This window comes from Burkholderia ubonensis subsp. mesacidophila (genome assembly GCF_002097715.1).
In the GTDB taxonomy this organism is placed as follows: domain Bacteria; phylum Pseudomonadota; class Gammaproteobacteria; order Burkholderiales; family Burkholderiaceae; genus Burkholderia; species Burkholderia mesacidophila.
In genome coordinates, this window is sequence record NZ_CP020738.1 from 2,763,310 (window position 1) to 2,788,154 (window position 24,845).

At 71.1% G+C, this 24,845-nt stretch carries 27 protein-coding genes and 1 pseudogene; 11 read left to right on the top strand and 17 right to left on the bottom strand.

Going from position 1 to position 24,845, the window contains the following annotated elements; translation table 11 throughout:
* The first annotated feature begins 118 nt into the window (after positions 1 to 118).
* Complete coding sequence (locus B7P44_RS29920) at positions 119 to 1,222, top strand: type IV pilus twitching motility protein PilT (RefSeq protein WP_084909466.1); 1,104 nt, start codon at positions 119 to 121, stop codon at positions 1,220 to 1,222.
* A 181-nt stretch (positions 1,223 to 1,403) separates the two neighbouring features.
* On the opposite strand, the gene B7P44_RS29925 is transcribed toward B7P44_RS29920, so the two are convergent.
* From B7P44_RS29925 to B7P44_RS29940, 4 genes are all read right to left on the bottom strand, one after another.
* Complete coding sequence (locus B7P44_RS29925) at positions 1,404 to 2,873, bottom strand: secretin N-terminal domain-containing protein (protein ID WP_084909467.1); 1,470 nt, start codon at positions 2,871 to 2,873, stop codon at positions 1,404 to 1,406.
* Complete coding sequence (locus B7P44_RS29930) at positions 2,870 to 3,619, bottom strand: response regulator transcription factor (RefSeq protein ID WP_084910104.1); 750 nt, start codon at positions 3,617 to 3,619, stop codon at positions 2,870 to 2,872. Before B7P44_RS29930 ends, B7P44_RS29925 begins: the two co-directional genes overlap by 4 nt.
* 46 nt (positions 3,620 to 3,665) lie before the next feature.
* Positions 3,666 to 4,745, bottom strand: a complete 1,080-nt coding sequence (locus B7P44_RS29935; RefSeq protein ID WP_084910105.1) for a sensor histidine kinase — start codon at positions 4,743 to 4,745, stop codon at positions 3,666 to 3,668.
* A 133-nt stretch (positions 4,746 to 4,878) separates the two neighbouring features.
* On the bottom strand, positions 4,879 to 5,439 hold the full coding sequence (locus tag B7P44_RS29940; protein ID WP_084909468.1) for a hypothetical protein: 561 nt from the start codon (positions 5,437 to 5,439) through the stop codon (positions 4,879 to 4,881).
* A gap of 258 nt (positions 5,440 to 5,697) precedes the next feature.
* Between B7P44_RS29940 and B7P44_RS29945 the strand changes: the two genes are divergently transcribed.
* Complete coding sequence (locus tag B7P44_RS29945) at positions 5,698 to 6,186, top strand: HrpB1 family type III secretion system apparatus protein (protein WP_084909469.1); 489 nt, start codon at positions 5,698 to 5,700, stop codon at positions 6,184 to 6,186.
* 54 nt (positions 6,187 to 6,240) lie between these two features.
* On the opposite strand, the gene B7P44_RS29950 is transcribed toward B7P44_RS29945, so the two are convergent.
* Positions 6,241 to 6,849, bottom strand: a complete 609-nt coding sequence (locus B7P44_RS29950) for a GNAT family N-acetyltransferase (protein ID WP_088511554.1) — start codon at positions 6,847 to 6,849, stop codon at positions 6,241 to 6,243.
* 308 nt (positions 6,850 to 7,157) lie between these two features.
* Between B7P44_RS29950 and B7P44_RS29955 the strand changes: the two genes are divergently transcribed.
* Positions 7,158 to 7,748 carry a hypothetical protein gene (locus B7P44_RS29955; protein ID WP_321970416.1) on the top strand — a complete coding sequence of 197 codons (591 nt, stop codon included), beginning with the start codon at positions 7,158 to 7,160 and terminating at the stop codon, positions 7,746 to 7,748.
* 154 nt (positions 7,749 to 7,902) lie between these two features.
* Here B7P44_RS29955 and B7P44_RS29960 read toward each other — a convergent pair whose 3' ends face one another.
* The 12 genes from B7P44_RS29960 to sctU form a co-directional block, all read right to left on the bottom strand.
* The gene (locus B7P44_RS29960) at positions 7,903 to 9,339 is read right to left on the bottom strand and encodes a helix-turn-helix transcriptional regulator (protein ID WP_084909471.1); all 1,437 of its coding nucleotides are present in this window, start codon (positions 9,337 to 9,339) and stop codon (positions 7,903 to 7,905) included.
* Positions 9,340 to 9,517: 178 nt separating this feature from the next.
* Positions 9,518 to 9,973 (bottom strand): CesT family type III secretion system chaperone, encoded by a 456-nt coding sequence (locus B7P44_RS29965; protein ID WP_084909472.1) that lies wholly within the window; start codon positions 9,971 to 9,973, stop codon positions 9,518 to 9,520.
* A gap of 92 nt (positions 9,974 to 10,065) precedes the next feature.
* Positions 10,066 to 10,248: a hypothetical protein gene (locus tag B7P44_RS29970; protein ID WP_084909473.1), complete on the bottom strand. Its 183-nt coding sequence runs from the start codon at positions 10,246 to 10,248 to the stop codon at positions 10,066 to 10,068.
* 169 nt (positions 10,249 to 10,417) lie between these two features.
* Positions 10,418 to 10,666 carry a type III secretion protein gene (locus B7P44_RS29975; protein ID WP_084909474.1) on the bottom strand — a complete coding sequence of 83 codons (249 nt, stop codon included), beginning with the start codon at positions 10,664 to 10,666 and terminating at the stop codon, positions 10,418 to 10,420.
* 13 nt (positions 10,667 to 10,679) lie between these two features.
* Positions 10,680 to 11,678: an HrpD5 family protein gene (gene hrpD5 / locus B7P44_RS29980; protein ID WP_084909475.1), complete on the bottom strand. Its 999-nt coding sequence runs from the start codon at positions 11,676 to 11,678 to the stop codon at positions 10,680 to 10,682.
* A gap of 186 nt (positions 11,679 to 11,864) precedes the next feature.
* Positions 11,865 to 12,743, bottom strand: a complete 879-nt coding sequence (locus B7P44_RS29990; protein WP_084909476.1) for a type III secretion system protein — start codon at positions 12,741 to 12,743, stop codon at positions 11,865 to 11,867.
* Positions 12,740 to 13,003 (bottom strand): type III secretion system export apparatus subunit SctS, encoded by a 264-nt coding sequence (gene sctS, locus B7P44_RS29995; protein ID WP_084909477.1) that lies wholly within the window; start codon positions 13,001 to 13,003, stop codon positions 12,740 to 12,742. The genes B7P44_RS29990 and sctS overlap by 4 nt, the downstream gene beginning before the upstream one ends.
* Before the next feature lie 33 nt (positions 13,004 to 13,036).
* A complete protein-coding gene (gene sctR, locus B7P44_RS30000) occupies positions 13,037 to 13,687 on the bottom strand; it encodes a type III secretion system export apparatus subunit SctR (RefSeq protein ID WP_084909478.1) in 651 nt (216 codons plus the stop codon).
* Positions 13,674 to 14,840 carry a type III secretion system cytoplasmic ring protein SctQ gene (gene sctQ / locus B7P44_RS30005; RefSeq protein ID WP_084909479.1) on the bottom strand — a complete coding sequence of 389 codons (1,167 nt, stop codon included), beginning with the start codon at positions 14,838 to 14,840 and terminating at the stop codon, positions 13,674 to 13,676. The genes sctR and sctQ overlap by 14 nt, the downstream gene beginning before the upstream one ends.
* A 34-nt stretch (positions 14,841 to 14,874) precedes the next feature.
* Positions 14,875 to 15,483, bottom strand: coding sequence for a type III secretion system protein SctP (gene sctP, locus B7P44_RS30010; RefSeq protein WP_084909480.1), 609 nt, complete (start codon positions 15,481 to 15,483; stop codon positions 14,875 to 14,877).
* Positions 15,480 to 17,552 carry a type III secretion system export apparatus subunit SctV gene (gene sctV, locus B7P44_RS30015; RefSeq protein WP_084909481.1) on the bottom strand — a complete coding sequence of 691 codons (2,073 nt, stop codon included), beginning with the start codon at positions 17,550 to 17,552 and terminating at the stop codon, positions 15,480 to 15,482. Before sctV ends, sctP begins: the two co-directional genes overlap by 4 nt.
* On the bottom strand, positions 17,549 to 18,634 hold the full coding sequence (sctU, locus tag B7P44_RS30020; protein WP_084909482.1) for a type III secretion system export apparatus subunit SctU: 1,086 nt from the start codon (positions 18,632 to 18,634) through the stop codon (positions 17,549 to 17,551). The genes sctV and sctU overlap by 4 nt, the downstream gene beginning before the upstream one ends.
* A gap of 236 nt (positions 18,635 to 18,870) precedes the next feature.
* On the opposite strand from sctU, the gene B7P44_RS30030 reads away from it, so the two are divergent.
* The 8 genes and pseudogenes from B7P44_RS30030 to sctT all read left to right on the top strand — a co-directional run.
* Positions 18,871 to 19,476, top strand: a complete 606-nt coding sequence (locus tag B7P44_RS30030) for an HrpB1 family type III secretion system apparatus protein (RefSeq protein WP_084909484.1) — start codon at positions 18,871 to 18,873, stop codon at positions 19,474 to 19,476.
* A 13-nt stretch (positions 19,477 to 19,489) separates the two neighbouring features.
* The gene (locus B7P44_RS30035; RefSeq protein WP_084909485.1) at positions 19,490 to 19,906 is read left to right on the top strand and encodes a type III secretion protein HrpB2; all 417 of its coding nucleotides are present in this window, start codon (positions 19,490 to 19,492) and stop codon (positions 19,904 to 19,906) included.
* A 2-nt stretch (positions 19,907 to 19,908) separates the two neighbouring features.
* Positions 19,909 to 20,763, top strand: coding sequence for a type III secretion system inner membrane ring lipoprotein SctJ (gene sctJ, locus B7P44_RS30040; RefSeq protein WP_084909486.1), 855 nt, complete (start codon positions 19,909 to 19,911; stop codon positions 20,761 to 20,763).
* Complete coding sequence (locus B7P44_RS30045; protein ID WP_084909487.1) at positions 20,760 to 21,452, top strand: type III secretion protein HrpB4; 693 nt, start codon at positions 20,760 to 20,762, stop codon at positions 21,450 to 21,452. The genes sctJ and B7P44_RS30045 overlap by 4 nt, the downstream gene beginning before the upstream one ends.
* The gene (gene sctL, locus B7P44_RS30050; protein ID WP_084909488.1) at positions 21,437 to 22,153 is read left to right on the top strand and encodes a type III secretion system stator protein SctL; all 717 of its coding nucleotides are present in this window, start codon (positions 21,437 to 21,439) and stop codon (positions 22,151 to 22,153) included. The genes B7P44_RS30045 and sctL overlap by 16 nt, the downstream gene beginning before the upstream one ends.
* Positions 22,150 to 23,478: a type III secretion system ATPase SctN gene (gene sctN, locus B7P44_RS30055; protein WP_084909489.1), complete on the top strand. Its 1,329-nt coding sequence runs from the start codon at positions 22,150 to 22,152 to the stop codon at positions 23,476 to 23,478. The genes sctL and sctN overlap by 4 nt, the downstream gene beginning before the upstream one ends.
* Complete coding sequence (locus B7P44_RS30060; protein ID WP_084909490.1) at positions 23,475 to 23,993, top strand: type III secretion protein HrpB7; 519 nt, start codon at positions 23,475 to 23,477, stop codon at positions 23,991 to 23,993. Before sctN ends, B7P44_RS30060 begins: the two co-directional genes overlap by 4 nt.
* A pseudogene (gene sctT, locus B7P44_RS30065) lies at positions 23,990 to 24,787 on the top strand (type III secretion system export apparatus subunit SctT); the annotation flags it as partial. The gene B7P44_RS30060 and the pseudogene sctT, both read left to right, overlap by 4 nt.
* Between the last annotated feature and the right edge of the window lie 58 nt (positions 24,788 to 24,845).

Below are 24,845 nucleotides of genomic sequence, written 5' to 3' on the forward strand. Positions count from 1 at the left end.
CAAATATACCCCGAACAGTTTGACAAAAGCTAGGTTGCGTGCAAAATTAAATAGACCATTCAATTTCCCAGTCACCGCGCGCATTGCGCCGTCCTTTTCAATCACCCGAATCGACAAGATGAACCAGCAAGCTGCCGCCCCGCTGCGCGATCTCGCGGGCGAAGTGCTCGGCCTGATCGATCTGAAGCAGATGTTCACCGACATCCACATCGAACAAGACCGCCCCGTCACGATCAAGACGCCGCGCGGCTGGGTCGAGACGAGCGACGAGCCGGTGCTCCTCGACGACATGCGACCGCTGCTCGACGCGATCGACGAGCACTGGGAGACCGCGCTGCGTCAGGGCACGCTCGACCGCCCGTTCGTTCTCACGCGCTGCCGGCTGCGCTGCCACGTGTATCGCGCGGGCGGCGGCCGCAAGATCGTGATCTCGATGCGCCGCCTGCCGCTCAAGCCGCTGCCCCTCGAGGAGCTCGGCCTGCCCGTCTACGTGCGCTCGATGCTCGACAACACGAAGGGCATCATCCTCGTCACCGGCCCGACGGGCTCGGGCAAGACGACGACGATCGCGTCGCTGCTCGAGCACGTCAACGCGACGCGCAACACGCATATCGTCACGATCGAGGAGCCGATCGAATACTATCTGGAGCGCCGCCAGTCGATCATCTCGCAGCGCGAAGTGCCGACCGATACGCCGAATTTCGCGCACGGGCTGCGCGAGGCGCTGCGGCAGAAGCCGGACGTCGTGATGGTCGGCGAGGTGCGCGACGCGCAGACCGCCGACACGCTGCTGCAGGCGGGCGAATCCGGGCATCTCGTGCTCGCGACGATGCACACGGGCAGCGCGGTCAGCGCGCTCAACAAGCTGCTGTCGTTCTTTCCGGGCGAGCAGCGCGACCGGCACGCGGTCGCGCTCGCCGAATCGCTGATCGGCATCGTCTGCCAGAGCCTCGTGCCGAGCGCGGACGGCGAGAGCCTCGTGCTCGCGAGCGAGCTGCTGTTCAACAACAACAACCAGATCGCGAAGCTGATCGCCGATCCGACGAAGCTGCACCTCGTCAACGAGTTCCTGCGGCGCCGAGAGGACAACATGTCGCGCTCGCTCAACGACGATCTCGCCACGCTCGCGGCCCGCAACCGGATCACGCCGAAGGACGCGTTACGGGCGACTTACAACCGGATCGAGCTGAATGAAATGATGCAGTCCATTGTTAACAGATAGTTGACCATTAGCCGCGCGCGCATCCGATCCGGCATTTTTAGCCGTCGATCTAAAATCGAAGAAAAACAATATAAACAAGCCAGGCCCTGCGTTAATTGACTTGCCGAATTAATTAAAATGCGCTTGCCGTCGCGCGGTTAAATCGGGCGCGATCGTCGTTTAATAATGAACGCAATGGGCATCAATTGCCGAGCAGGCGCGTCTGCGTCGTGAGGCCGAGGCCGTCCGGCGGCGGCGAAAGCGCGCGTGACGGCGCACGCGGCCGTGTCGCGGGCTTCGCGGTTTCGGGCAGGCTGGCCGCCGTCACGCGCGGGGTCACTAGGACGAGCCGCTGCTCCCCCCGCCCGGCGGCAAGCGGCAGCGCGAGCGCCGCGCATTCCCCTGCCGCGAGCGTCACGCCGGACACGGTTTCGCGCGACGTCGTTGCGCCCGCCGCCCAGCGCTCGACGATCCGCATGTCGAGCGCGTAGCGGCCCGCCTGCGCGGTCTCGCGCGGCGTGACCCGCATCGCGAAGCCGTTGCGCTGCGCGTCGAGCGAGCGCGCATCGCCGTCGCCCGACGCGACGAACGCCTGCCGCAGTCGGCCGAAATCCGCGCTGCCGTCGGGGAGCGTCAGCGTCGAGCCGTCGGCATCGATCGATGCGTCGCCGTGCGCGGCGAGCTCGGCGACGCGGGCGCGCGTTGCCGCGCAGCCGTCCGGCGCGGCGACAATCGCGACGCGCGGCGCGGATGCGCCGGCGGGTCCGGACGCCTGCGCGCCATCGCGCCACCGCAGCCCCAGCGCGTCGAGCCGCGCGGGCGCGAGCGTCGCGCCGTACGCGTCGATCCGGATCGACGCGGGCAGCGTATCGAGCTGCGCGACGAGCCGTGCGTCGCGCGCCAGCTGGGCAGGTACATCGCGGATCAGCACGGTGTTCGAGCGTGCGTCCGCGTCGATGATCGGCAGCGGCGCGGTGAATTCGCGCACGCCCGGCGCCGCGCGCGGCGCGACGCCGTCCTGCTCGAGCCGGCGGCGCAGCTGCGTCGCCAGCCCGGACAGCGTCGTATCGCCCCCATCCCCCTCATCGCCGCGCACGGTTCGGTCGGCCGCCGCGCGCATGCGCAGCCGGAACGCACGCGTCTCGGTCCGCACGCGCGCCTGCGCGGCCTCGTCGAGCGCGCGCGCGGCGGCAAGCACGAGCGCGACATAGCGCGGCGGGCCGGCAACCCGCACGATCCGCGCCGCGTCGTCGTAGGCGGGCCGCCAGCGCGCGTCGACGATCCGCTGCCGCGCGAGTGTCGCGCGCAGCTCGGCAGGCGTCGCGTAATTGAGCCGCACCGCCGCGCGCTCGAACGCATCGGGCGCGACGAGCTGCAGCACCGCGCCGTCGTAGTACGACGCGAACCCGCAGGTGCGCGCGGCCCAGTCGACGAAGCGCTGCGGCGGCAGCGCTTCGCGCACGTCGAGCCGGCACGGCGCGTGCGGGTCGACGTCGACGGCGACGCCCGAGCGGCGGCTCAACTCGCGCAGCGCGTCGGCGGCGCTCACCGGCCCGACCCGATAGTCGAAGCGCGCGAGCGGCCACGCGAGCGGCACCGCGTGCAGCGCCGGCGCATGGCTCGCGAGCGCGAGCGCCACGGCGGCGGCCGATGCGGCCGCGCGCGGCGTCACGATGCGCGATCCGCCGCTTCCGCGTCCGCGCCCAGGTTCAGGCGATAGCCGGTCGCGTACGCCGCATGCACGGTCCAGCCGATGCCCGCCGCCTTCAGCCGGCTGCGCAGCCGGCTCACGTACATGTCGACGGTGCGGGTCTGCGCGGACGCGTCCGCGCCCCACACGAGCCGCAGCAAGTCCTGCCGCTGCACGACGGTGCCGGGATGCTCGGCCAGGTGCCAGAGAATGTCGAACTCCTTCGTGCTGAACGCATGCGACGCGCTGTCGTCGGACACGCTCAGCGTCGCGCGCGACAGCACGTAGCCGCCGAGCTGCATGCGCCCGCTGTCGACCGACAGCGCCGCGAAGCGCCGCAGCAACGCGCGCACGCGCGCGAGCAGCGTCTGCTTTTCGAGCGGCTTGACGAGGAAATCGTCCGCGCCGGCGTCGAGGATCTTCACGATGTCCTCTTCGTCCGAATGCACGGTCTGGAAGATCACCGGGACGATCGAGCGCGCGCGGCCGCGCACCCACGCGAGCAGCCGCTCGCCGCTCATCCCGGGCAGGTCCCAGTCGAGCAGCAGCAGGTCGGCCCAGCTGTCGCCGAGGAAGCGGCGCGCGTCGAGCCCGTCGTCGAACGCCTCGACGCGGTAGCCCTCGGCCTTGAGCCAGGTGACGAGCAGCGTGCGCTGCACCGGATCGTCCTCGACGACGACGATCTGCTTGGGCTGCTGCACGGTGCGCTGCATGTTCGGTTCGGACATCGTGAAATTAAGGATCATCAAGCGAAAAAAAGGTACGCGCGGGCGCTCAGCCGTCCGGCGCGACGCTCGCGCGCCAGCGCGCGATGCCTTCCGGCACGGCCGGCGGCGCGGCGCCGGCGGCCGGCGCGAGCATCGGCAGGCGCATCACGAAGGTCGTGCCGACGCCGCGATTCGATTCGGCGTACAGCGTGCCCGCATGCGCGGCGACCACCTGCGCGGCGAGCTGCAGCCCGAGGCCGAAGCCCATCGAGCCACGCTTCGCGAGCGACGCGAAATCCGTCATCCGGCCGTCCGTCGCGAGGCCCGGCAGGCCGCCCGCCCAATCGCGGATCGTCAGTTCCGCGTGCGCGTCGCGCACGTGCAGCCGGATCTCGACGCGCGCGCCCTGGCGCGACGCCTGCACCGCGTTGTCGATCAGGTTCTGCAGCGCGCGGGCGACGAACACGCGCGCGCCGCGCAACCACAGCGGCGCGGCGTCGTCGAGCCAGAGCTGCAATGCGACGCCGCGATAGACGGCGCCGACTTCGAACTTCGGCACGAGCTCGCGCAGCATCTTGCGCAGGTCGAAGCGCACGAAATGGCGCTGCCGGAGATCGTCCGCCGCCGACGCGACGAGGTAGTCCTGGCCGAGCAGCAGCGCGTGCCGCGCGAGCTGCGCGATCCGTTCGAGGCCGCCGCACGCGGCGAACGCATCGGGCTCGGCGTCGTGCAGCTGGGTCAGCGCGAGAATCGAATTCTGCGGCGAACGCAGGTCGTGCGCAAGAAAGCGCAGCGACGCGACGCGCTCGTCGAGCGCGCGGCGCAGCGGCGTGACGTCGGCGACCGTGACCGTCGCCGCGATCTCCGGATCGTGCTCGACCGGCTGCAGCGTGAGCCACAGGATCGCGTCGTCGGTTTCGAATTCGAATCCTTGTTCGAGCGTGTCGAACAGCACGGTGGTTTCCGCGAGCGCCGCATCGCCGAGCACGGCGGCGAGCGGCAGCCCGGCCGGCAGCGTGCGGCCGAACAGCGCGTGCGCGCGCCCGGTGGCCGCGAGAATCGCACCGTCGCGGTCGAGCGCGAGCGTGCCCCACGCCTGCCGGGCCTGCATCACCTCGAAAATCCGGGCGTCGGCCCGTTGCGACACGCTCAAGTTCTGCTCCGGCGGACGTCGCGGTCCGCGAAAGATTGGACGGGCCGCGACGCGGCGGCGCGAGCGCGCAGTGTGACCCGATTCAAAGGCGCTTGTCCAGTGCCGCCGCGCCGCGTCGCCCGCGCGATCAGAAGTCGGCCTTCTGGTCGATGTCGCCCGCGCTCACCGTCACTTCGTCCGGCGTGAACTCCATGTTGCCGCCCGCGCCTTGCTTGCCGACGTTCGCGTTCATGAACGGATTGCCGCCCGTCTCGAGGCGCTCCAGCTCCTTGGTCGCGCCGGAGTTCAGCTTCACGTTGCCGTCCTTGTCGATGACGCCGACCGAATTGCCGCTGCCGTTGTACAGGTTGCCTTGCGAGTCCATCTTCAGGTGCAGCGCGTCGCCGCCCGCCTTCGTGTTCAGCTTCACGTCGCGCATGTCCTCGCCGGGCTTGCCGCCCGTCGGCGTCGCCGCGTGGTTCGTCGGGCCGTTGCTGCCGGCCGGCGTGTTGCCGCCCGTCGGCGTGTTGTCGGCCGGATCGCCGCCGACGCTCGTGTCGTCGCCGTCGCCCGAATCGTCCTGCAGCAGCAGATCCTCGATTTCGTGGAGCAGTTCCTCGATCTTCTGATCGCGGCTGCTCGACGGCTTCGACGAGGACTGGTACTGCGTCGGGTTGAGAGTCTGGTTCGTAATGCCGTTAACGCTCATGACCGTCTCGCTATGAATGTGAATCGATTGAGGGAAAGGGAAAGGAACGCGCGCGGCCTTCGTGCGCCCGCGGTTCGACGACAAGCTTAGGCAGCGCGCCCACGGGCGCCGCGAAGCGCGCGAAGCCACGTCGCGGCGGCCGAAACGACCGTACCGGCTTCGCCGCGTACGACCGCGCTTCGCACGCGCCGCTCGCTCGCGCGCGCGTAACGGCGATCATCGTCGACGGCTCATCTCTACTCGACGCATCGCACCGACATGGCGATCAAACCGTGCAACAAGGCCGCCTTGCGCGCGCTGCTCTCGGTCTTCTCGGCCGGGCTGCGCGCGGGCGCGCACGCCGACCTCGACGAACTGCTGCTCGCGCTGCGGGTGCTGCAGCCGCGCAACGCCGCGGTCGACCTGTGCGACGTGCGGCTGCGGATCGGCCGGCGCGACTGGATCGGCGCGCTGCACATCCTGCGCACGCTGGAAGAACAGGAGCGCGGCACGCCGCTGTGCGCGGCGCTGCAGAGCTGGTGCCTGTACGCGCTGCAGGACGACGACTGGCGACGCTATGCGCAGACCGTGGTGCTGTCGGGGGATCGGGCATCGACCGTGCTGGTCGGACGGTTCCTGAAAGTGGACGCGTTCGCGGACGGCGCCGGCGGGCACGACGATGACGACGTCGCCGCGCGGATCGCGCAGCTGCTGCGGCTCAACCGCTATCAGTGGGCGCGGCACGCGCATGCGAACGGGATCGCCTGACGGCTCGGCCCGGCGCCCCGAACGGCTGAGCCGCCGCGCCGATCGGCGCGCCGTTCACGCCGCCTGCCGCGACGACGCGTGCCGCCCGTCCTGCCCGGCTTCGCCCAGCGCCATCGGCGCCTTCGTGATCGCGAACAGATAGCTGTCGCCCGCGCTCATCCCGCGATTGGGACGCGCTTCGTAATTGCGCACGGTCCCCTCGCAAACGAAGCCGAAATGCGGCATCAGCGGCGCGGCCTTGCCCGTTACCGAGCAGAACGCCTCGATCCGGTAGACGTCGGGCTGCGCGATCAGCCAGCCGAGAAACTTGCTCAGCATCTCCGACCACGCGCGCGTGCGCACCCGCCCCGGCGCGAAGCTCGTCAGGAGCCCGATCTCGACGCGCGGCAGCCGGCCATGCATCTCCAGCGTGCCGATCAGGCGGCCGCCGGACTTCTCGAACAGCCCCCAGCAGAAAAACGCGCCGCTGCGCCAGCCTTCGCCCATGCGTCGGATGCTCGCGCGCGATTCGCTGACGCTGCGATGAGTCGGCCACGGCAGATCGAGCGTGGTCGCCGGATCGCCGAACAGCGCGTCGAAGACTTCGGGGGCATCGTCGTCGGTGAGCGGCCGCAGGCGCAAACGCTCGGATTCGATCAGTTCGGGGGGACGGAAGGCATTCATCGGCGGCTCCTGTGCAATCGGCAAACGCATCGATTGTCGAGCGCGGCCGCGCGCCGGCGCCGCACGCGCGCGAAGCGCCGGCCGCGGGCCCGAACCGCGATCGACACGCGCCATGTCGCCGTGGCGGCGTTCGCGCGCGGCTGCATCGCTTCGCGTCGCGGCCAGGCGGATCGCACCCGCCCACGTACAGTGCCGTCACATCGCCCGGCGCGCGTACGGCGCGGCGGGCGGCCCCCAAAGGCTGGCCTTCCTCCAGGAGCCGTATCGTGCCCCGAATCCTATCGTCGCCATCGACGAACACCACGCGCATCGGTCAGACCGACCACGCTCAGCCGTCGGGCGGTACCGGCGCCGGCGCGCTCAAGCGGCGGCCCGCCATCCACGTCAAGCTGCCGGGATTGAAGTCCTCGGGCAAGCCGATGCAGGCGGCGCGCATGGCGCGCAAGAACGGCATCGCGCAGTCGGGCGCAACGACATCCAGGCCGGAAGCGCCGAAGACCGATGCATCGCAGCCTCACGCGCAAGTGCAGGCGAATGCGCACGAAGCCGATCTCATCGACCTGAGCGATCCGCCGCCGACGACGAAGCCCGCCGCCGCGCAACCGTCGCTGCTCGAAGCGACGCCGGCCGAATTGCATGCGGTGCATACGCCCGTCCTTCAACCGACCGTGCTTCATTCGGCGGCCCCGCCGGCGCCTCAAGGTGCGCAACCGCCCGCCCATACGCTCGCGGCGGCCGGCATGCCGAGCCTCCAGGACATTCACCACACGACCGACCAGACGATCGCGATGCAGCACGCGCTCGGCCAGGCGAACCAGCGGCTGGCGATCGCGGAGATGCTCAACAGTTTCATGCAGAAGGTGATCGAGATGATCAAGAAGGCGGCGTCGCCGCCTTGATGCAACGCTGCCGCGGCCGGCCCGGTCGTCGTGCCGGGGCGCCCCCCCCTTCCCGCGTAACCGGAATCTCGCGGAAACGGCCCGACGCCGCGCAGCGGCGTCGGGCCTTGGGCGTGTTCGGCGTCACGGCGAGACGATGCGTCGCCGCGCGGCGTCACCGATCGAACGTCTGCGAAGGCGCCTCGTCGTACATCCGCCGATAGCCGTTCACGAGCGTCGACCGATGCTGGATGCCCCAGCGGCTCGCGATCTCCAGCACGCTCGCCGCGCGCGGCGCGTCGGACAGCAGCTCGCCGCGAATCCGCTCCATCCGCTGACGGCGGATCAGCTCGCTCGGCGACAGCCCGAGATAGGTCTTGAACGCCGCCTGCAATGCGCGCTCGGTCACGTCGATGTGCGCGGCGATCTCCCGCACCGACAGGTCCCGCTGGTCGAGCCGTTCCATCAGGTAGCGATACGCGCGCCGGTACTTGCCCGGCAGACGCGCGCTGACGTCGTCGCTCGGCGCGGCCGCCTGCGTGCCGCAGCGCGCGATCGCCAGCGCGGGCGCGAGCGCCGCGCCGTCCGAGCGCACGTGCCGCACCGACGCGAGCGCATAGCGCGCATACAGCGACGACGATTCGCGAATCCGCCCCTGCAGCTCGCGCACCTTCGCCGCGCAATACAGATAGTCGAGCGTCCAGCGCACGTGCGAGCCGCAGCGCCCGGCCGCGTCGCGATACGGCGCGATCATCGTGTCGGCGACATTCGGCGCCTGGCCGGCCAGCGCCGCGAGCGCGACCTCGAGGCGCACGCTGCGCTGGTAGTCGGCGAGGCCCGTCTTCGCGCACCAGCTCACGTGCGCATCGATCCGCGCGAGCGCCGCGTGGTCGCCGGCCGCGAGCGCGCACGCCTGCCGCAGGTAGTCGACGCGCATCCGCAGCAGCGGCAGCGCGTCGGCGTCAACCGCCGGCACGCTCGTTTCCGCGAACGCCGACAGCGGCAGATCGGCCAGCGTGGAGCGCCAGTACACGTGGTCGCCGAGCGCGTCGGCGCGGCCGATCCGGTATTGCAGCAGCAGGTCCGCGCGCAGCGCGCCCGCCAGCTGCTGCCAGCGCCGATCGGCGTCGCGGGCGGCCGCGTCGAGCGCGTCGAGCGCCGCCATCGCGTCCTCGGCGCGGCCGAGATGATGCATGACGACGCACGCGCCGACGAGACTCTCGAGCTTCTGCCCGGCGCTCGCCGCGCGATCGTCGGCGATCCGCCGGAAGCCCGTCTGCGCGACGCCGAAGCGGTTCTGGAAGAACGCCTGCCAGCTCGCGTTGCGGCAGGTCATCACGCGCGTCTGGTCGCGCGACTCGCGCAGCAGCTTCTGCGCGCGGCGGAAAGTGTCCTCGGCTTCCTCGAAGCGGCCGAGCACGAGCTGGATGTCGGCATACGCGTGCACGTCGCGCTCGTCGGCGGCCGGGTCGCCCGGCTCGGCGTCGCAGCGCGCGGCGACGAGCGCTGCGGCGTCGGCGAAGCGGCCGTCGAACACGCGCGCGGCGTAGGTGTCGTTCGACGACGGATTGGCGAGCGCGGCGGCGGCGGCGAAATAAAGTGTCGAAAACATGGCGGATCCTCTCGGCAAGCGGGTTCGAATACGAAGGGCTCGATCCGTGCGCCGTGCCGCCGCTCGTCGCGGGGCGCAGCGCGTGGATGCGTGCCGCTATCGTCTCGTTCGCGCCGGGTCCGCGCAGCAGTTTGTGACGTTCCGTTACGATTGGGATACCCGTCGGGGTCACCCGTCGCTACACCCGCAGCCAGAAATATTCGCCGGACGCGATCCCGCTGAACATCTCGTCGCCCGATTCGATGATGTTCTGCCGCCAGTAGCGGCCATGCTCCGCGTAGTGCGCGAACAGGTCGGCGACCGTCTCGCCCGTCACGTCCGGCGTGAGCGGCAAGCGCATCAGCAGCACGATGCTGCCCGTGTCCGCGTCGATCCCGAGCTGCGCCTGGTCCTGCGCGTAGATCAGCAGGTTCGCCTCGAGCAGCAGCCGATACACGGCGAGCGTGCGGCCCGCGCTGACGATCCCGTAATGGAAGTTCACGTACATCGACTCCGGATCCTCGTCGAAGTACTCGATGCGCACGTCGAAGCCCTCGACGTCGATCGTGCGCGTCTCGAGCACGTAATCGACGTCCGGCAAATCGACGACCGCGCAGACCTCCGCGACGACCTGTGCATAACGTTCCCAACTCATGAGCGCTCCACCCCGGTATTCGGCGTCCCCCAAAAAAACCAGCCGGCGCTCGCGCGCCGGCTGCCCAACACGATGCCGAGCAGCAGCCCGCCTTATTGCGGCGGTTTCGCTGCGTCGGCCAGCATCTTGACGGCCTGCTTCTTCAGGTCGTTCTTCGTGTTCGTCTCCGACATCTTCATTTGCATCTCGGTTGCCGCGTTCGACATCGCGATGCCCGCGTTCATCGATGCGGTCATGCTCGCGATCGCTTCACCTGCTCCAGCCAATGCTGCCATGATCACTCTCCAGAAAAGTGCGTGCTTCGACGCACGCATTGACAAACATTCGGCGCCGCCGCGTCGTATCGCGACGCGCCGCTTTTTTGCCGCGCGGCGTGCGGCATTGTCGGGAACGGTTCGCGCCGCTCCGTCCACCGCCGCACGCCGCGCGGCGAAACCTTGGCCGCTATGCGGCCGCGTTCGCCTCGTGCAGCGTCGCCACGATCCGCTGCGCCGCCAGCAAGCCGCGATAGATCTTCTGCATCGCGTCGCGGTCGTAGTCGCTCGCCGCCTGCGCGGTGGCCGCGCTCACGCGTTCGGCCGCCTCGCCGAGCGCCTGGCGGATCGCGCCGATCCGCATCGCCGCGTCGGGCGCCCCGAGCGCCTGCTCGAGCGGACCGTGCGCGTCCGCGGCTCGTTCCAGTGCTTCGTACATGCCGTTTCTCCGTTCAGTTGAGGTTCGGTGCGCCGTCCGCCGACGCGCCCGCAAACACATGCTTCACGCCATCCGGGGTCTCGATGTAGCGCACGTCGCCGATCTCGAGCATCCCCGAGTACGCGACCGGCACGGGCGCGTCGCCGGACTGGCGCGCATCGACGTCGATCGCCCGCACGTTCGGCCCGACATCCGCGCGCACACGCTCGACCGACGCACGCAGCTGCGCCACGTCCGGCACGACGCCCGACACCCGAAAGCGCCCCTGCCCCGCATAGGCGACCGTCGCGCCCGACACGCCGAGCGATTCGCCGATGCTCTGCGCGTCGTCCTGCGCAACGTCGTACTGCCGTTCGACGCGGTGCGCGGCGAGCCGGTCGAGCAGCTTGCGCGCGGCGAGATCGTCGGCGGGCGTCGCAACCATCCCGGTGACGGCGACCATCGCGCCGCGCGGCGCGGCATGCAGCTCCGCGTAGCCCGCGCGCTTCAGCTCCGCGCCCACGCGATTCGCGAGCGCGTCGGCGGGTTCGATCGCGGGCGGCGCGCTCGGATGCGCGCTCGCCAGCATCGCGCCCATCGCGAGCAGCCCGGCGACAAGCGCGCCGCCCGCCGCCGCGCAGGCCGCCAGCTTGCGCTGCGCGCCGCGCCGTGCCGCATCGGCGCCAGGCGGCGGCGCCCACAGCGTCGCGAGCAGCTCGAGATCGCTCGGCCATGCGCCGTCCGCCGGCCCGACGCAAAGCGCGGTCTCGCCGAACGGCACCGGCACGAAGTCGAGCATCAGGAGCGCAGAGCCGTCCGCGTCGAACGGATCGGCCGCCGTCTCCGGCGGCACCGGCGCCACGCGGCGCGCGCTCGTCACGCCCTGCGCATCGATCGACAGCTGCAGATCGCCGTCGCGCCAGTCGGTGATGCGAATCTCCGCGTCCTCGCCCGCGCCGATCCGGTGCTCGCCCGCGCCGAGCGCGATTTCCGCGCCGGCGTGCAGGCCGGTCAGGATTCGCAGCAGCTTCATCGGTTGCTCCTTTACGTTGCGTCGTGCGTGTCACTTGCCTCGGTCGACTCGATCGCGCTTCGTGCACTGCTTCGATCGCGCCGCATCGTTCGTCCATGCAGCCAGAATAGTCCGGTGCGGCCGCGTCGTTCGTTCGTCATGCGAATTCTTCGCCGCATTCGCGAAGCATCGCCGGTGCCGCGACGCTCACGAACGCGGCCGCGGCGCGACCGACACGCCGCCGCGCAGCGTCTCGACGCTCGCGAACGCGCGTGCGAGCTGCACGTTCGTCGACGGACGCTCCGCGTTGAACACGAGGAGCGGCAGCAACAGATAGTGCGTGCTTGCGCGCTCGCTGCGCGCGGCCGACGCGTCGCGCGGCGCGCCGCCCGCGCCGTGCAGCGCGTCGAGCAGCACCTGCTTGACGCCGCTCCAGCCGATCGGCGTCCACGGGCCGCCGCGCAAGCGGGCGGCGAGCAAGTCCGCCTGGTGATTCAGCAGCGCGGCCGTGATGCGCGCGTCGGGCTGCGCATCGACGCGCCGGCCGAGCTGGAGCAGCGTGTCGGCCCACAGATGCCGCAGCGCATGCTCGCGCTGCGTCGCGTCCGCGAGCGTGCGCGCGATGTCGCTCAGCGCGCGCTGCGCGGGCGCGGTGCCCGGCCGTGACCGCGCGGCGCGCACGCGCGGCAGCGCGGCGACGTTCGCCGGCTCGCCGTCGCGCTCGTCCTGATCGCGCTGCTGCCTGCCGCCGCCCTGCCCGCCCGAATGCCGGTCGTGCTCGTCATGCGGCGCGACGTGCGCGTGCGGCACCGCCGCTTCGTCGCCGGCGTCGAACGCGTCTGCCTGGCTGTCGGCCCGGCGGCGGCGCCGCGAGCCTGCCGCGGCCGTCTTCGGCCGCGGCTTCAGCTTCGCGAGCATCTGGTTGCGCGCGGCGGCCGCGGTCGCCTGATAGCCGTTCGAATACGTGAAGCGCGTGCCGTACTTGCCGTAGGTCGTCGCGGTGCGGGCGCGCACCGGCCTGCGCCGCCGCGGATCGGGCTTCGCCGCCTGGATGGTCTGCGCGATCGCGCGCGTGATGCGGTTCATGACGGCACCGCCGCGGACAGCAGCTGCTGCGCGAAATGCAGGATCTCCGAGGCCGCCCACGGCCCGGCGATCGCGACGGTCACCGTCACCGCGACGAGCTTCACGCCGTACGAGATGCTCTGCTCCTGCAGCGACGTGATCGCCTGCAGGAACGAGATCGCGAGCCCGGACGCGGCCGCGACGAGCACGACCGGCAGCGAGATGTAGAGACACAGCATCATGCCTTGCGACGTGAGCCGGATCAGGTCGTCGATTTCCATCGGGCGAGCCTCCTCGAAAGCGGGAATCGGGAATCAGGAATAGGTCAGCACGAGGCCGTGCACGAGCGTCGACCAGCCGTCCATCACGACGAACAGCATCAGCTTGAACGGGATCGCGACGTTGGTCGGCTGCACCTGGTTCATCCCCATCGACATCAGCACGTTCGCGATCACGAGATCGACGATGATGAACGCGATGTACAGGATGAAGCCGATGCGGAACGCGTCGGTCATCTGCGCGAGCGTGAACGCGGGCGCGAGCACGATCAGGTCGTCTTCGCGCAGCTGCGCGGCCGCGGCCTTCGGCCAGACCACCGACGCGGAGCGCAGGAAGAAGCGCTTCTCGCGCTCGCGCGAGTGCGCGGCGAGGAACTGGCGGAACGGCTCCTTCGCGGCGCCGAACGCCTGCAGCATCGCCTGCGTCGGCTGCGGCGACAGCGCCTGCCCCTGCAGCTGCTGCTGCGCGGCGAAACCGATCGGCGCCATGATGTACAGCGACACGAGGATCGCGATGCCGTTGAGCACCATGTTCGGCGGCACCTGCTGCACGCCGAGCGCGTTGCGCAGCAGGCCGAGCACGACGACGATCTTCGCGTACGACGTGACCACCATCGCGATGAACGGCACCATGCTCATCACGAGCACGGCGATCAGCAGGCCGGTGATGTCGTTAAACTGAACCATCGTCGCCCGCCATCCGTTCGATCCGCACGCCGAGATGCGCGCCCACCGCGACCAGCCTGCCGCCGCCGATCGCCTGGCCGTACGCGACGAGCCGCACCGGCACGTCGCGCGCCGCGAGCGGCAGCTCGAGCACGTAGCCCGGCCGCAGCGCGGCCAGCTCGGCGATCGACAGCGACAGCGTGTCGATCTCGACGTGCACGGGCAGGTCGACGTCGCCGAGATCGGCCGGCTCGGGCGCGGCGCCCGGCGCGTCGTCGTCCGGCGAATCGGCTCGTGATTCGGCTCGTGATTCGGCCGGCAGGTCGCCCGCGACGATCGGCTCGTCGAGGTCGTCGGCGGTGTCGGGTGTTTCGGTCATCGTCATCGTGGTTCCCTCGATCAGAACGGTTGCATGCCATTGCGTCGCGCGACGCGCGCCCCACCATGCGTGCAGCGGGCCCGTCTGCGCGGCGCCGAGCGCGGCCGGCGCCAGGTCCAGCAGCACGTCGCCCGGCCGCAGGCTGCGCAGCACCGCGAGCGGCAGCCGGCGCGAGCCGAGCCGCACGCGGCCGGGCAGGCGCACGCGCGCGAGCAGGCCCGCCGCGTCGCGCGGCCGCTCGCCGCGCAGCCGGGCCGCGAGCGCGTCGAGCCACGGCGCCTGCGCGTCGAGCAGCGCGCAGTGCAGCGGCGCGCCGTCGAGCGCGAACGACAGCACGCAGCGGGTCGCGTCGAGCGCCGCCGCGTTCGCCGCGCGCAGCCCGCCGATCGTCACGCCGTCGAGCCCCGCCGCCGCGAACGCGGCGACGAGCGGCGCCAGCAGCGTCGACGCGAGCGCCGTGCGCAGCGACACGCTCGCGTCGCCGCGCGCGTCGAGCGCCGGTGCGGCGACGACGTCGAGCGCCGGAAACGCCGCAAGGTCGATCGCGATGCGCGCGCTCGCGCCATTCCATCGCAGGTCGAGTACGCCGGGGCGCTCGAAGCGCGGCCGCTCTTGCATCGCCGCGCGCCAGTCGGACACCATCGGGAAGCGCGCGAGCCACGCGGCGAGCCGCGCATCGGCGACGATGCGCGCAAGCGCCGCGTCGAACGCGCTGCACGCGGGCAGCGGCAGCGCGGTGTCGATGCCACGCGGCTCGGCGGTGTCGGGTTCCAGTTCGATCGGCTCGGTATCCATCGTCGCGGTGGGTCGGGTTCGGTTGCGCGCGCGCTCAGTCGACGTCGATCTCGATCGTGCGCGGCGTGCCGTAATGCGCGAGCAGCGCGTCGAGTCGCGCGTGCAGCGTCGCGCCATGCGTGCAGAGTACGTGCCGCGTCGCCGCGTCCGGCGTCGCGAACCGAAGCCGCAGGTCGAAACGCGAAAGAACGAGATGCAGCACCGTGTCCGGCAGCAGCGCGGCGTCGAGCGGCAGGCTGATCTCCCACTGGCCCGCCGCGTCGTCGCCGCACAGCGCGGCGATTTCGGTCGCGAGCGTCTCGGCCACGCGCACCATCCGCTCGCGCTGCGCGAATACCTGGTTGACGAACGCATCGGCGCCCGCGCACGCGCGCGCCATCGCTGCGCGGCCGACCGCGTCGGGCAGTGCGTCCGGCTCCCGCTCGAACGACGGCAGCGCGCCGTCGCGCCACGTCGGCGACGCGTCGCGGCGGCGCTCGTCGCCGGCCGCCGCGCGCTCGCCGGCCGGCGCGACGCGCGAGCGCCGCATCAATTGCGCATAGTCGAAGCCGCGCCGGGCCGTGCGCGTCGCGGACGCGCCGCCCGGCTCGGCCGCCGGCTCGCCCGCGATGATCCGCACGGGCCTCAGGTCGGCGGCGCTCATGCGTGGGCCGCCGTCGGCATCGTCACGCGGCCGACCGGCTGCAATTCGACCTGGTCGCCGAGCTCCTGGTACGAATAGACGGGCAGCCAGCCGAGCCGCGCCTCGATCATCCGCCGCGTGTAGCGGCGCACGTCCATCGACGTGACGAGCGCGACGTCGTCGCGCGGCGCCTCGCCGACGAACGACGCGACGCTGTCGACGAGATAGCGCACCTGCTCGGGCGGCAGCGCGAGGAAGTTGCCGGCGGGCGTCTGCTTGATCGACTGCCGGATGTGCTGCTCGACGGGCAGGTCGAGCAGCACGGCCGGCAGCTGCCGCGTGCCGCGCGACGCGCGATACGCGAGATAGCGCGACAGGTCGCCGCGCACGTATTCGGCGAGCATCAGCATGTCCTTCTCCTTCGGCCCCCACGCGACGAGGCTCTCCATGATGTCGCGCGCGTTGCGGATCGGGATGTGCTCCTCGAGCAGGCGGCGCAGCACGTCGGCGATCCGCTGCGTCGGCAGCGCCTTCTGCACCTCGGCGACGAGCCCCGGATAGTCGATGCCGAGCTGGTCGAGGATCCATTGGGTTTCCTGGATGCCGAGGAACAGGTTCGCGTTGCGCCGCAACAGCGCGATCGTCTCGTGCGCGACCACCTGCTCGGCGCGCCACGCGCGCGCGCCGGCCGGCACCGCCTTGTCGTCGATCCAGTAGCTCTCGGCCAGGCCGCCCGCGGGCCCGCGCCTGGTGCAGCGGCCGGCGAGCGCCGGGTCCGACGCCGCGTCGGGCAGCATCGTCTGGTCGGCCGGCAGCTCGAGCCGCGTCTGCGGCACGTCGCGCATCAGGATCTCGCACGTCGCTTCGGGCAACGCTGGGCTCGTCCACAGCGTGATGCCGGGAAACGGCAGCCCCTGCTCCTCCTGCAGCTTCGCGCGCTCCTCGTCGAACGCGCGATCGAGCGCGGCGGGCGCGAGCCGCGCGACGAGATCCGGCGACACCCGCACGCCGATCGCGCAGGTGAACAGCGGCGCGCGCGGCAGGATCGACGGCGTGCTGCTCTTCGCCCCCGCGCGCTGCAGCGCGATCACCGGCTCGCCGCGCGCGGTCGTGCGACGCGCGCCCTTCTGCAGCCGGTAGCCGGCGAACGCGAGCATTGCCGACAGCAGCACGAACAGCGCCGCCGGGAAGCCCGGCACCGCGGCGAAGCCGACCAGCAGCACCGCCGCGAAATACAGCGCGCGATGGCTGCCGCCCATCTGCTTCGCGATTTCCGCGCCGAGCGACGTGCCTTCGCCTTCGTCGTGATCGTCGGCGACGCGCGTGATCATCACGCCCGCCGCGACCGAGATCAGCAGCGACGGGATCTGCGACACCATCGCGTCGCCGACCGACAGGATCGAGAAGCGGTTCGCCGCGTCGCCCGCCGTCATCCCGTGGTACATCACGCCGATCGCGATGCCCGCGACGATGTTGACGAGCGTGATGATGAGCCCGGCGATCGCGTCGCCCTTCACGAACTTCATCGCGCCGTCCATCCCGCCGTGCAGCTGGCTCTCCTTCGCGAGCGTCGCGCGCTTGCGGCGCGCCTCGTCGGGCGTCAGGATGTTCGCGCGCAGGTCGGCGTCGATGCTCATCTGCTTGCCGGGCATCGCGTCGAGCGTGAAACGCGCGCCGACTTCGGCGACGCGCTCCGAGCCCTTCGCGATCACGATGAACTGCACGATCGTGATGATCAGGAACACGACGAGGCCGACGACGAGATTGCCGCCGACGACGAGCTCGCCGAAGCTTTCGATGATGTCGCCCGCGTTCGCGTGCAGCAGGATCGACTTCGTCGACGCGATGTTCAGCGACAGCCGGTACAGCGTCGTGAACAGCAGGATCGACGGAAACACCGACAGCGACACGATGCTGCCGACGTACATCGTCACCATCAGCAGCGTGACGCTGATCGCGATGTTGATGCCGAGCAGCACGTCGATCACTTCGGGCGGCAGCGGCAGGATCATCAGCGACACGATCGCGACGATCAGCACCGTGATGCCGACCTCGCCGCCGGCGGGAAGTTTGAGGGTTTTCAGCGTCATGACGACCTCGCGGAGGGAACGACGGCGGCATCGGCGCGCGCAAGCCCGACCGATTCGACCCAGCGCAGGATCGCGGCCACCGTTTCGAACAGTTCTTCGGGAATCGCCGCGTCGCGCTCGATGCGGTACAGCGCGCGCGCGACGGGCGGGTTGCCGACGATCGGCACGCCGAGCGCATGCGCGTGGCGGCGCAGCGCGAGCGCGCCGTCGTCGACGGCTTTCTCGATCACCCGCGGCAGCGGATGCTCGTCGGGCGCGTAGCGGATCGCGACCGCGTAGTGCGTCGGGTTGACGACGAGCACGTTCGCCTGCCCGACCTTCTGCCGGGGCGGCGGGCTCGTCGCGATCTCGTGCGCGAGCCGGCGGCGCTCGCCCTTGGTGTGCGGATCGCCGTCGTTCTCCTTGTGCTCGCGCTTCACTTCCTCCTTCGTCATCCGGTTGTCGCGGATGAACATCACGCGCGCGATCTTGTAGTCGGCCGCCGCGAGCACCGCGACGACGAGCGCGACGACGTTGAACAGCTTCATCAGCACGGTCCACAGCACGCGCGACAGTTGCGGCGTCGGCTCGTACACGCTCGCGACGACGAGCGGAAACAGCGACGTCATCATCTTCCACACCACGCACCCGAGCACGACCGCCTTGACGATCATCTTCACGAGCTCGAGCAGCGACTTCAGCGAAAAGATCCGCTTGATGCCCGCCATCGGATTGATCGCATCGAACTTCGGCATCACGGGCTCGAGCGAGATCAGGAACCCCGCCTGCGGCGCCTGCGACACGATGCCCGCGACGATCGCGGCGGCGACGAACGGCAGCATCGTCAGCGCGGCGCTCGCCGCGAGGTCGTGCAGCGCGGACAGCGTCGCCTGCGGCGTGCGCTCGCCGTGCACGAAATCGAGCGCGGTGCGGATCACGCGCGTCAGGCCGCCCGTCAGCATCGATTCGCACGCCGTCAGCACGCCGATCGCGGCCGACAGCGTCACCGCGTCCGCGATGTCCTTGCTCTTCGCGACCTGGCCCTTCTCGCGGACCTTCTTAAGCTTCTGATCGGTGGGCTCTTCGGTTTTCTCTTCGGCCATCGCCGCCGTTCCTGTCGAGAGTCGGAGATGGCGCGTACGTTAGCGGCGCGCGGCGCGACACGCGCGCGCCGACCCGAAGCGGCGCCGTCCGGCGCGAAGCGCGCGCGGCGCTTCGCATCCGGCGCGCGCGCTTCGCATCGGCGGCCGCCGGCGCACGCCGCGCTGCTACCTTGCGGCCCATACGCCTTTCCCCTCAACGTCATGCGCCGCGGACGCGGCGACACGGAGCGCACACCATGGACGAATCCCGGCCGACCTACCTGCGATGCAGTCAAGCGGCGCTGAACGCACTGATCGACGCCACCAACCTCGGGCTCGGCGGCGCGCTCGACGGCCCGGCCGCCGATCCCTACGACATCGGCCTGCTGGTCGACGCGTTGCGCGTCCTCGCGCCCCAGCTGCCCGCCGCCGACATGTTCGACGGCATGCTGCAGATGGCGCTCGGCAACTGGGACGATGCGGCGCGCGCGTTCGCGGAGATCTCGAACGGCACGTCGAACGCGGTTTACGGCAAGGCGCTGCTCGCGCTCGCGCTTCAGGTGAAGCGCGATCCCGAATGGCGACTCGCCGCCGACGAGGTGCTCGCAGCGGGCGGCCCCGCGCAGGCGATCGCGCTCGTGCGCGCGCTCGAGCGGCAGCACGACGTGCTGCTCGCGAAGGAGCACGCGCAGCGCACGGGCGTCTGGGAGCTGCCGGCGTCGGTCGCGGCGGCGGGCGGCGAGGCGGCCGATGGGGCCGATGCAGCCGCTGGGGCCGACGGGGCGAACGCTTCGCCCGCGAATCCGGCGGGCGGCTTCGATCCGCAGGCCGCCTTCGCGCATCAGCAATACCTGCGTCTCTGACAAGGAGCCCGGCATGACCACCCCGCTCTCCCCGACCGCGCTGACCCGCGCGCTCGACGTCGCGTTTTCCGACGCGGCCGCCGCGCCGGCGAACGCGCCCGCCACGGCGCTGCCCGACGTGCCGGCGGAAGTCGCCGGCCGCTTCCAGGCGCTGATGTCGAACGCGGTGCCGACGCCGCCCGTCGCGCACGCGCAGGACGCCAGCGCGATTTCGAAGCTCGTCGAAACCTCGGATGCCGAACTCAAGAAAGTGCTCGACAACGTCGAATACCTGAACCTGCACGCGAACGAACTGACGATGAACCAGATGTTCGCCGCGTCGCTGCAGGCGTCGACCGAGGCGACCGCGATGCAGATCGACCTGCAGGCGAAGATGGGCGTCGTCACGTCGACGAAGGACGCGATCGGCTCGCTGATGAAGAACCAATAATCATGAACCGACTCCGTCTCCCGATCTCCGCCGCCGCCGGCCGCCGCGCGGCCCGGCTCGCCGCGCTGCTCGCGTGCGCGGCGCTCGTCGCCGGCTGCCAGCAGGAGCTGTACGGCGGCCTCGCCGAGCGCGACTGCAACGAGATGATGGCCGCGCTGCTGCAGAACGGCGTCGACGCGCAGAAGAAGACGCCCGACGGCGGCAAGACGTGGACGCTCGCCGTCGACGACAAGCAGATCGTCAAGGCGATGGAAGTGCTGCGCGCGCGCGGGCTGCCCGCGACGCGCTACGACGATCTCGGCGCGCTGTTCAAGAAGGACGGCCTCGTGTCGACGCCGACCGAGGAGCGCGTGCGGTTCATCTACGGCGTGTCGCAGGAGCTGTCGGACACGCTGTCGAAGATCGACGGCGTCGTGGTCGCTCGCGTGCACATCGTGCTGCCGAACAACGATCCGCTCGCGCAGGTCGCGAAGCCGTCGTCGGCGTCGGTGTTCATCAAGTACCGGCCGAACGCGAACCTTGCGACGCTCACGCCGCAGATCAAGAACCTCGTCGTCCATAGCGTCGAAGGGCTGACCTACGACGAAGTGAGCGTCACGTCGGTCGCCGCCGATCCGGTCGATCTCGTGTCGGCCGCGCAGCCGGGCGCGCAGAAGTCCGGCGGCGCGACGCTCGTCGGCGTGCTGATCGCCCTCTTCGTGTGCGTCGCGCTCGCGGCCGCGGGCGGCGCGCTGTGGTGGCGCGCGCGCAAGCAAGGCGGCGCAGGTGCGGGCGGCCTCGCCGCACGGCTGCGCGGCGGCAATGGCGGCGGCGGCGCGAATGCCGCGGCCGCGCCTCAGCAGGCCGGCGCGCGATGAGCGGCGGCGCGCCGGTCGCGAGCGTCGCCAGCGTCCCGACCCGGGCCGCGTGGCTCGCCGGCTACGACGCGAACGCGCGATGCACGGCCGACTGGGTTCACGCGAGCTGGCACGGCGCGCTCGCGCCGCTCGTCGCGACGATGCATGAACGTGCGCCGGCGCTGCGCGCCGCGTGCTCGCTGCGGCTGCTGCGCATGCTTGGCGTGCCGTCGCCGTCGCTCGACGGCTTCGATGCGCCGGCGGACCGGCTTGCCGCGCTGCCCGTCGCCGACGCGCTGCGGCTCATGCGCGTGCGCGCGCTGCTGTTCCGGCGCACCGAGCTGCGTCACTGGATCGACCGCGCGAGCCGCGAGCGGCTCGCGGGCTGGGTCGGCGCCGACGGCTGCCGCGCGCTCGCCGCGCTCTGCGCGCTGCCCGACGCGTCGCGGGCGCGCGATCTCGATCGCCGCGAGCCGATCGCGCCGCTCGCGCAACGGTCCGGCGACGACCTCGCATGGGAAGGCTGGTGCCTGTTCGAGCGCGAGCGGACCTGGTCGCCGGCGGGGCCGATGCGCATCGTGCGCCTCGCGCTGCCGCGCGACGCCGCGCGCGCGCCATGGATCGAACGCGCGGCGGCGGACGCGGACGGCGCGACGCTGCTCGCGCGCCTGCCGTCGCTGTTTCCGGAGTGGTCATGGCTTTTTGGCTGAAGAACCGGCAGATTCCGCTCGCCGACGATCTCTGCATCGACGCGCCGCACGGCGTGCTGCGCCGCGACGCGTTCGAGACGGTCGAGGCGCTCGACGCCGCGCTCGACGCGCTTGCGACGGAACGTGACGCCGTGCTGCGCGCGGCCCGCGACGACGCCGAACGGATCGCCGCCGACGCGCGCACGCAGGCCGACGCGCTCGTCGACGCCGCGCGGCGCGAGCACGACAGCGCATACGCGCGCGGCTACGACGCCGGCCGCGCGCAAGCGATCGCCGACTGGCACGCGCAGGCGGCCGATTCGTTCGAGCAGGAGCGGCGCGTACGCGACCGGATGCGTGAACGGCTCGCGGAGCTCGTCGCCGCGGCCGTCCAGCAGATGGTGCGCGCGGAAGACGCGCGCGGGCTGTTCGCGCGCGCGGCGGAGACGGTCGAGCGCGTCGTCGCGGGCGCGAGCTACCTGACGGTGCGCGTGTGCGACGCCGACTACGACGCCGCGCGCGAGCAGTTCGGGCTGCTCGCCGACGCGTGGCGCCGGCAGGGGCGCAACGTGCCCGTCGATGTCGTCGTCGAGCCGCGCGTCGCGCGCGGCACCTGCGTGTGCGAATCCGATTTCGGCACCGTCGACGCGAGCCTCGACACCCAACTGAACGCCATCCGCGCGGCGCTCGCCCGCGCGCTCGACGACGCGAGCCGCTCATGAACGCACTGACCGACCTGTCCCGCGTCGCCGACGCGATGGCCGCGCGCATCGCGCTCGAGCCCGCCGTCGGCATGACCGGCAAGGTGCTCGAAGTGATCGGCACGCTCGTGCGCGTCGTCGGCCTCGAGGCGACGCTCGGCGAGCTGTGCGAGCTGCGCAGCGCGTCGGGCGCGCTGATCCAGCATGCGGAAGTCGTCGGCTTCACGCGCAACGTCGCGCTGCTGTCGCCGTTCGGCACGCTCGGCGAGGTCAATCGCAGCACGCGCGTGATCGGCCTGCGGCGGCCGCTGTCGGTGAAGGTCGGCAACGGCATCCTCGGGCGCGTGATCGACAGCTTCGGCGAGCCGATCGACGGGCGCGGCCCGCTCGACTACGACGCGCTGCGCCCGGTGCTCGCACCGCCGCCGAACCCGATGTCGCGGCGGATGGTCGACGCGTCGCTCGCGACCGGCGTGCGCATCGTCGACGGCCTGATCACGCTCGGCGAAGGCCAGCGGATGGGGATCTTCGCGCCCGCCGGCGTCGGCAAGAGCACGTTGCTCGGGATGTTCGCGCGCGGCGCGTCGTGCGACATCAACGTGATCGCGCTGATCGGCGAGCGCGGCCGCGAAGTGCGCGAGTTCGTCGAGCTGATCATGGGCGAGGACGGCATGGCGCGCTCGGTCGTCGTGTGCGCGACGTCCGACCGCTCGTCGATCGAGCGCGCGAAGGCCGCTTACGCGGCCACCGCGATCGCCGAATATTTCCGCGACCAGGGCAAGCGCGTGCTGCTGATGATGGATTCGCTGACGCGCTTTGCACGCGCCGGCCGCGAGATTGGCCTCGCGGCCGGCGAGCCGCCCGCGCGGCGCGGCTTCCCGCCGTCCGTGTTCGCCGAGCTGCCGCGCCTGCTCGAGCGCACCGGGATGGGCGAGCAAGGCTCGATCACCGCGCTCTACACGGTGCTCGCCGAAGACGATTCCGGCAGCGACCCGATCGCCGAGGAAGTGCGCGGCATTCTCGACGGCCACATCATCCTGTCGCGCGAAATCGCCGCGCGCAACCAGTATCCGGCGATCGACGTGCTCGGCAGCCTGTCGCGGATCATGCCGCAGGTCGCGACGCGCGAGCACGTCGGCGCCGCCGGCCGGCTGCGCCAGCTGCTCGCGAAGCACCGCGAGATCGAGACGCTGCTGCAGCTCGGCGAATACCAGGCGGGCAGCGACCCGGCGGCCGACGAAGCGGTCGCGAAGATCGACCGGATTCGCGAGTTCCTCAACCAGCGCACCGACGAGTACTCGCCGCCGGACGCGACGCTCGCCGCGCTGCACGCGCTCGTGCAATGAAGAGCCGGACCCAGCGCGCCTTCGAGATGCTGCTCACGCGGCGCGAGCAGCGCGGCGCGAAGCTGCGCGCGGAGCAAGGCGCACTGCGCGCCGAACGCGACGCGGCCGCGCACGAGCTCGCGCAGGGCGAAGCGCACGCGCACGCGAAGCTCGACGCGGCGAACCGCTATGCGGCGCGCGTCGACGCGATGGCGGCCGGCCACGCGCCGTTCGCGATCGGCGATTACGCGGCGTGCCGCCGCTATCGCGACGCGCTGCTCGACGAGCACGCGCTCGCGAGCGCGCAGTGTGCGCGGCTGCGTGCGGCGCTGCAGGCGAAGGTCGACCAGCTCGCCGCGACCGCGCGCCGGATCGCGCGCAACGACGCGCAAATCGACGTCGTGCGCGAGCGGATCCGCCGGCTCGCGCGCGCGGCCGAGGCGGCCGCCGAAGACGTGCAGGACGAGGAAATCGAGGAAGGCGTGCTCGCACGCCGGCTCGCGGCCGCGCGGGCTTCCAACGAGACCACCGCATGACGACCTACGACATCTTTCCGCTGCAGCACCTGGGCGACGAATTGATCGGCTTCATCGTGCTGCTCGCGCTGTCGAGCGAGCGGCTGCTCGTGATCATGACGATCCTGCCCGCCACCTCCGACAACCTGCTGAAAGGCCCGCTGCGCAGCGGCTCGGCCGCGGTCTGGTGCCTGTTCGTCGCGTGCGGACAGCAGGCGCTGATTCCGCAGCTCCACGGCGCGTTCCTCCTGATCGCGTGCGCGAAGGAGGCCGTGATCGGGCTCGTGCTCGGCATCGCGGCGTCGACCGTGTTCTGGGCCGCCGAGGCGATCGGCACGTACGTCGACGACCTCGCCGGCTTCAACAACGTGCAGATGCAGAATCCGAGCTCCGGCTCGCAGACGTCGCTGATGGCGACGCTGTTCGGGCAACTGACGATCGCGTCGTTCTGGATGCTCGGCGGCATGACGTTCCTGCTCGGCGCGCTGTACGAATCGTATGCGTGGTGGCCGCTCGGGTCGTTCGATCCGGTTCCCGCGCCGCTCCTCGAGATGTTCGCGCAGGCGCGGATCGACATGCTGATGAACATGGTCGCGCGGATCGCGACGCCGATGATGGCGATGCTGCTGCTCGTCGACCTGGGCCTCGCGTTCATCTCGCGATCGGCGCAGAAGCTCGATCTGATGTCGGTCAGCCAGCCGATCAAGGGCGCGGTCGCGGTGCTAATCGTCGCGGTGCTGGCGGGGAGTTTCGTGAGCGAGATGCGCGGGCAGATTTCGCTGGCGGGGCTCGCGCAGCAGGTGAAACAGCTCGCCGGTCATTAGCGGGAAATCAGCGGGAAGCGCGCATCGCTGCTCATGTCGTTTTTCCGGC

Coding starts and splice junctions, on each gene's coding strand:
- B7P44_RS29940 (WP_084909468.1), bottom strand. CDS start 5,439: ATGAGCGTTAACGGCATTACGAACCAGACTCTCAACCCGACGCAGTAC.
- sctP (WP_084909480.1), bottom strand. CDS start 15,483: ATGAGCGCCGCCGACCTGAGGCCCGTGCGGATCATCGCGGGCGAGCCG.
- hrpD5 (WP_084909475.1), bottom strand. CDS start 11,678: ATGAAGCTGCTGCGAATCCTGACCGGCCTGCACGCCGGCGCGGAAATC.
- sctJ (WP_084909486.1), top strand. CDS start 19,909: ATGAACCGACTCCGTCTCCCGATCTCCGCCGCCGCCGGCCGCCGCGCG.
- B7P44_RS30045 (WP_084909487.1), top strand. CDS start 20,760: ATGAGCGGCGGCGCGCCGGTCGCGAGCGTCGCCAGCGTCCCGACCCGG.
- sctN (WP_084909489.1), top strand. CDS start 22,150: ATGAACGCACTGACCGACCTGTCCCGCGTCGCCGACGCGATGGCCGCG.
- sctU (WP_084909482.1), bottom strand. CDS start 18,634: ATGGCCGAAGAGAAAACCGAAGAGCCCACCGATCAGAAGCTTAAGAAG.
- sctR (WP_084909478.1), bottom strand. CDS start 13,687: ATGGTTCAGTTTAACGACATCACCGGCCTGCTGATCGCCGTGCTCGTG.
- B7P44_RS29975 (WP_084909474.1), bottom strand. CDS start 10,666: ATGTACGAAGCACTGGAACGAGCCGCGGACGCGCACGGTCCGCTCGAG.
- B7P44_RS29970 (WP_084909473.1), bottom strand. CDS start 10,248: ATGGCAGCATTGGCTGGAGCAGGTGAAGCGATCGCGAGCATGACCGCA.
- B7P44_RS30030 (WP_084909484.1), top strand. CDS start 18,871: ATGGACGAATCCCGGCCGACCTACCTGCGATGCAGTCAAGCGGCGCTG.
- B7P44_RS29960 (WP_084909471.1), bottom strand. CDS start 9,339: ATGTTTTCGACACTTTATTTCGCCGCCGCCGCCGCGCTCGCCAATCCG.
- sctV (WP_084909481.1), bottom strand. CDS start 17,552: ATGACGCTGAAAACCCTCAAACTTCCCGCCGGCGGCGAGGTCGGCATC.
- sctQ (WP_084909479.1), bottom strand. CDS start 14,840: ATGGATACCGAGCCGATCGAACTGGAACCCGACACCGCCGAGCCGCGT.
- B7P44_RS30035 (WP_084909485.1), top strand. CDS start 19,490: ATGACCACCCCGCTCTCCCCGACCGCGCTGACCCGCGCGCTCGACGTC.
- B7P44_RS29950 (WP_088511554.1), bottom strand. CDS start 6,849: ATGAATGCCTTCCGTCCCCCCGAACTGATCGAATCCGAGCGTTTGCGC.
- sctS (WP_084909477.1), bottom strand. CDS start 13,003: ATGGAAATCGACGACCTGATCCGGCTCACGTCGCAAGGCATGATGCTG.
- B7P44_RS29990 (WP_084909476.1), bottom strand. CDS start 12,743: ATGAACCGCATCACGCGCGCGATCGCGCAGACCATCCAGGCGGCGAAG.
- B7P44_RS30060 (WP_084909490.1), top strand. CDS start 23,475: ATGAAGAGCCGGACCCAGCGCGCCTTCGAGATGCTGCTCACGCGGCGC.
- B7P44_RS29920 (WP_084909466.1), top strand. CDS start 119: ATGAACCAGCAAGCTGCCGCCCCGCTGCGCGATCTCGCGGGCGAAGTG.
- B7P44_RS29930 (WP_084910104.1), bottom strand. CDS start 3,619: ATGTCCGAACCGAACATGCAGCGCACCGTGCAGCAGCCCAAGCAGATC.
- B7P44_RS29945 (WP_084909469.1), top strand. CDS start 5,698: ATGGCGATCAAACCGTGCAACAAGGCCGCCTTGCGCGCGCTGCTCTCG.
- sctL (WP_084909488.1), top strand. CDS start 21,437: ATGGCTTTTTGGCTGAAGAACCGGCAGATTCCGCTCGCCGACGATCTC.
- B7P44_RS29965 (WP_084909472.1), bottom strand. CDS start 9,973: ATGAGTTGGGAACGTTATGCACAGGTCGTCGCGGAGGTCTGCGCGGTC.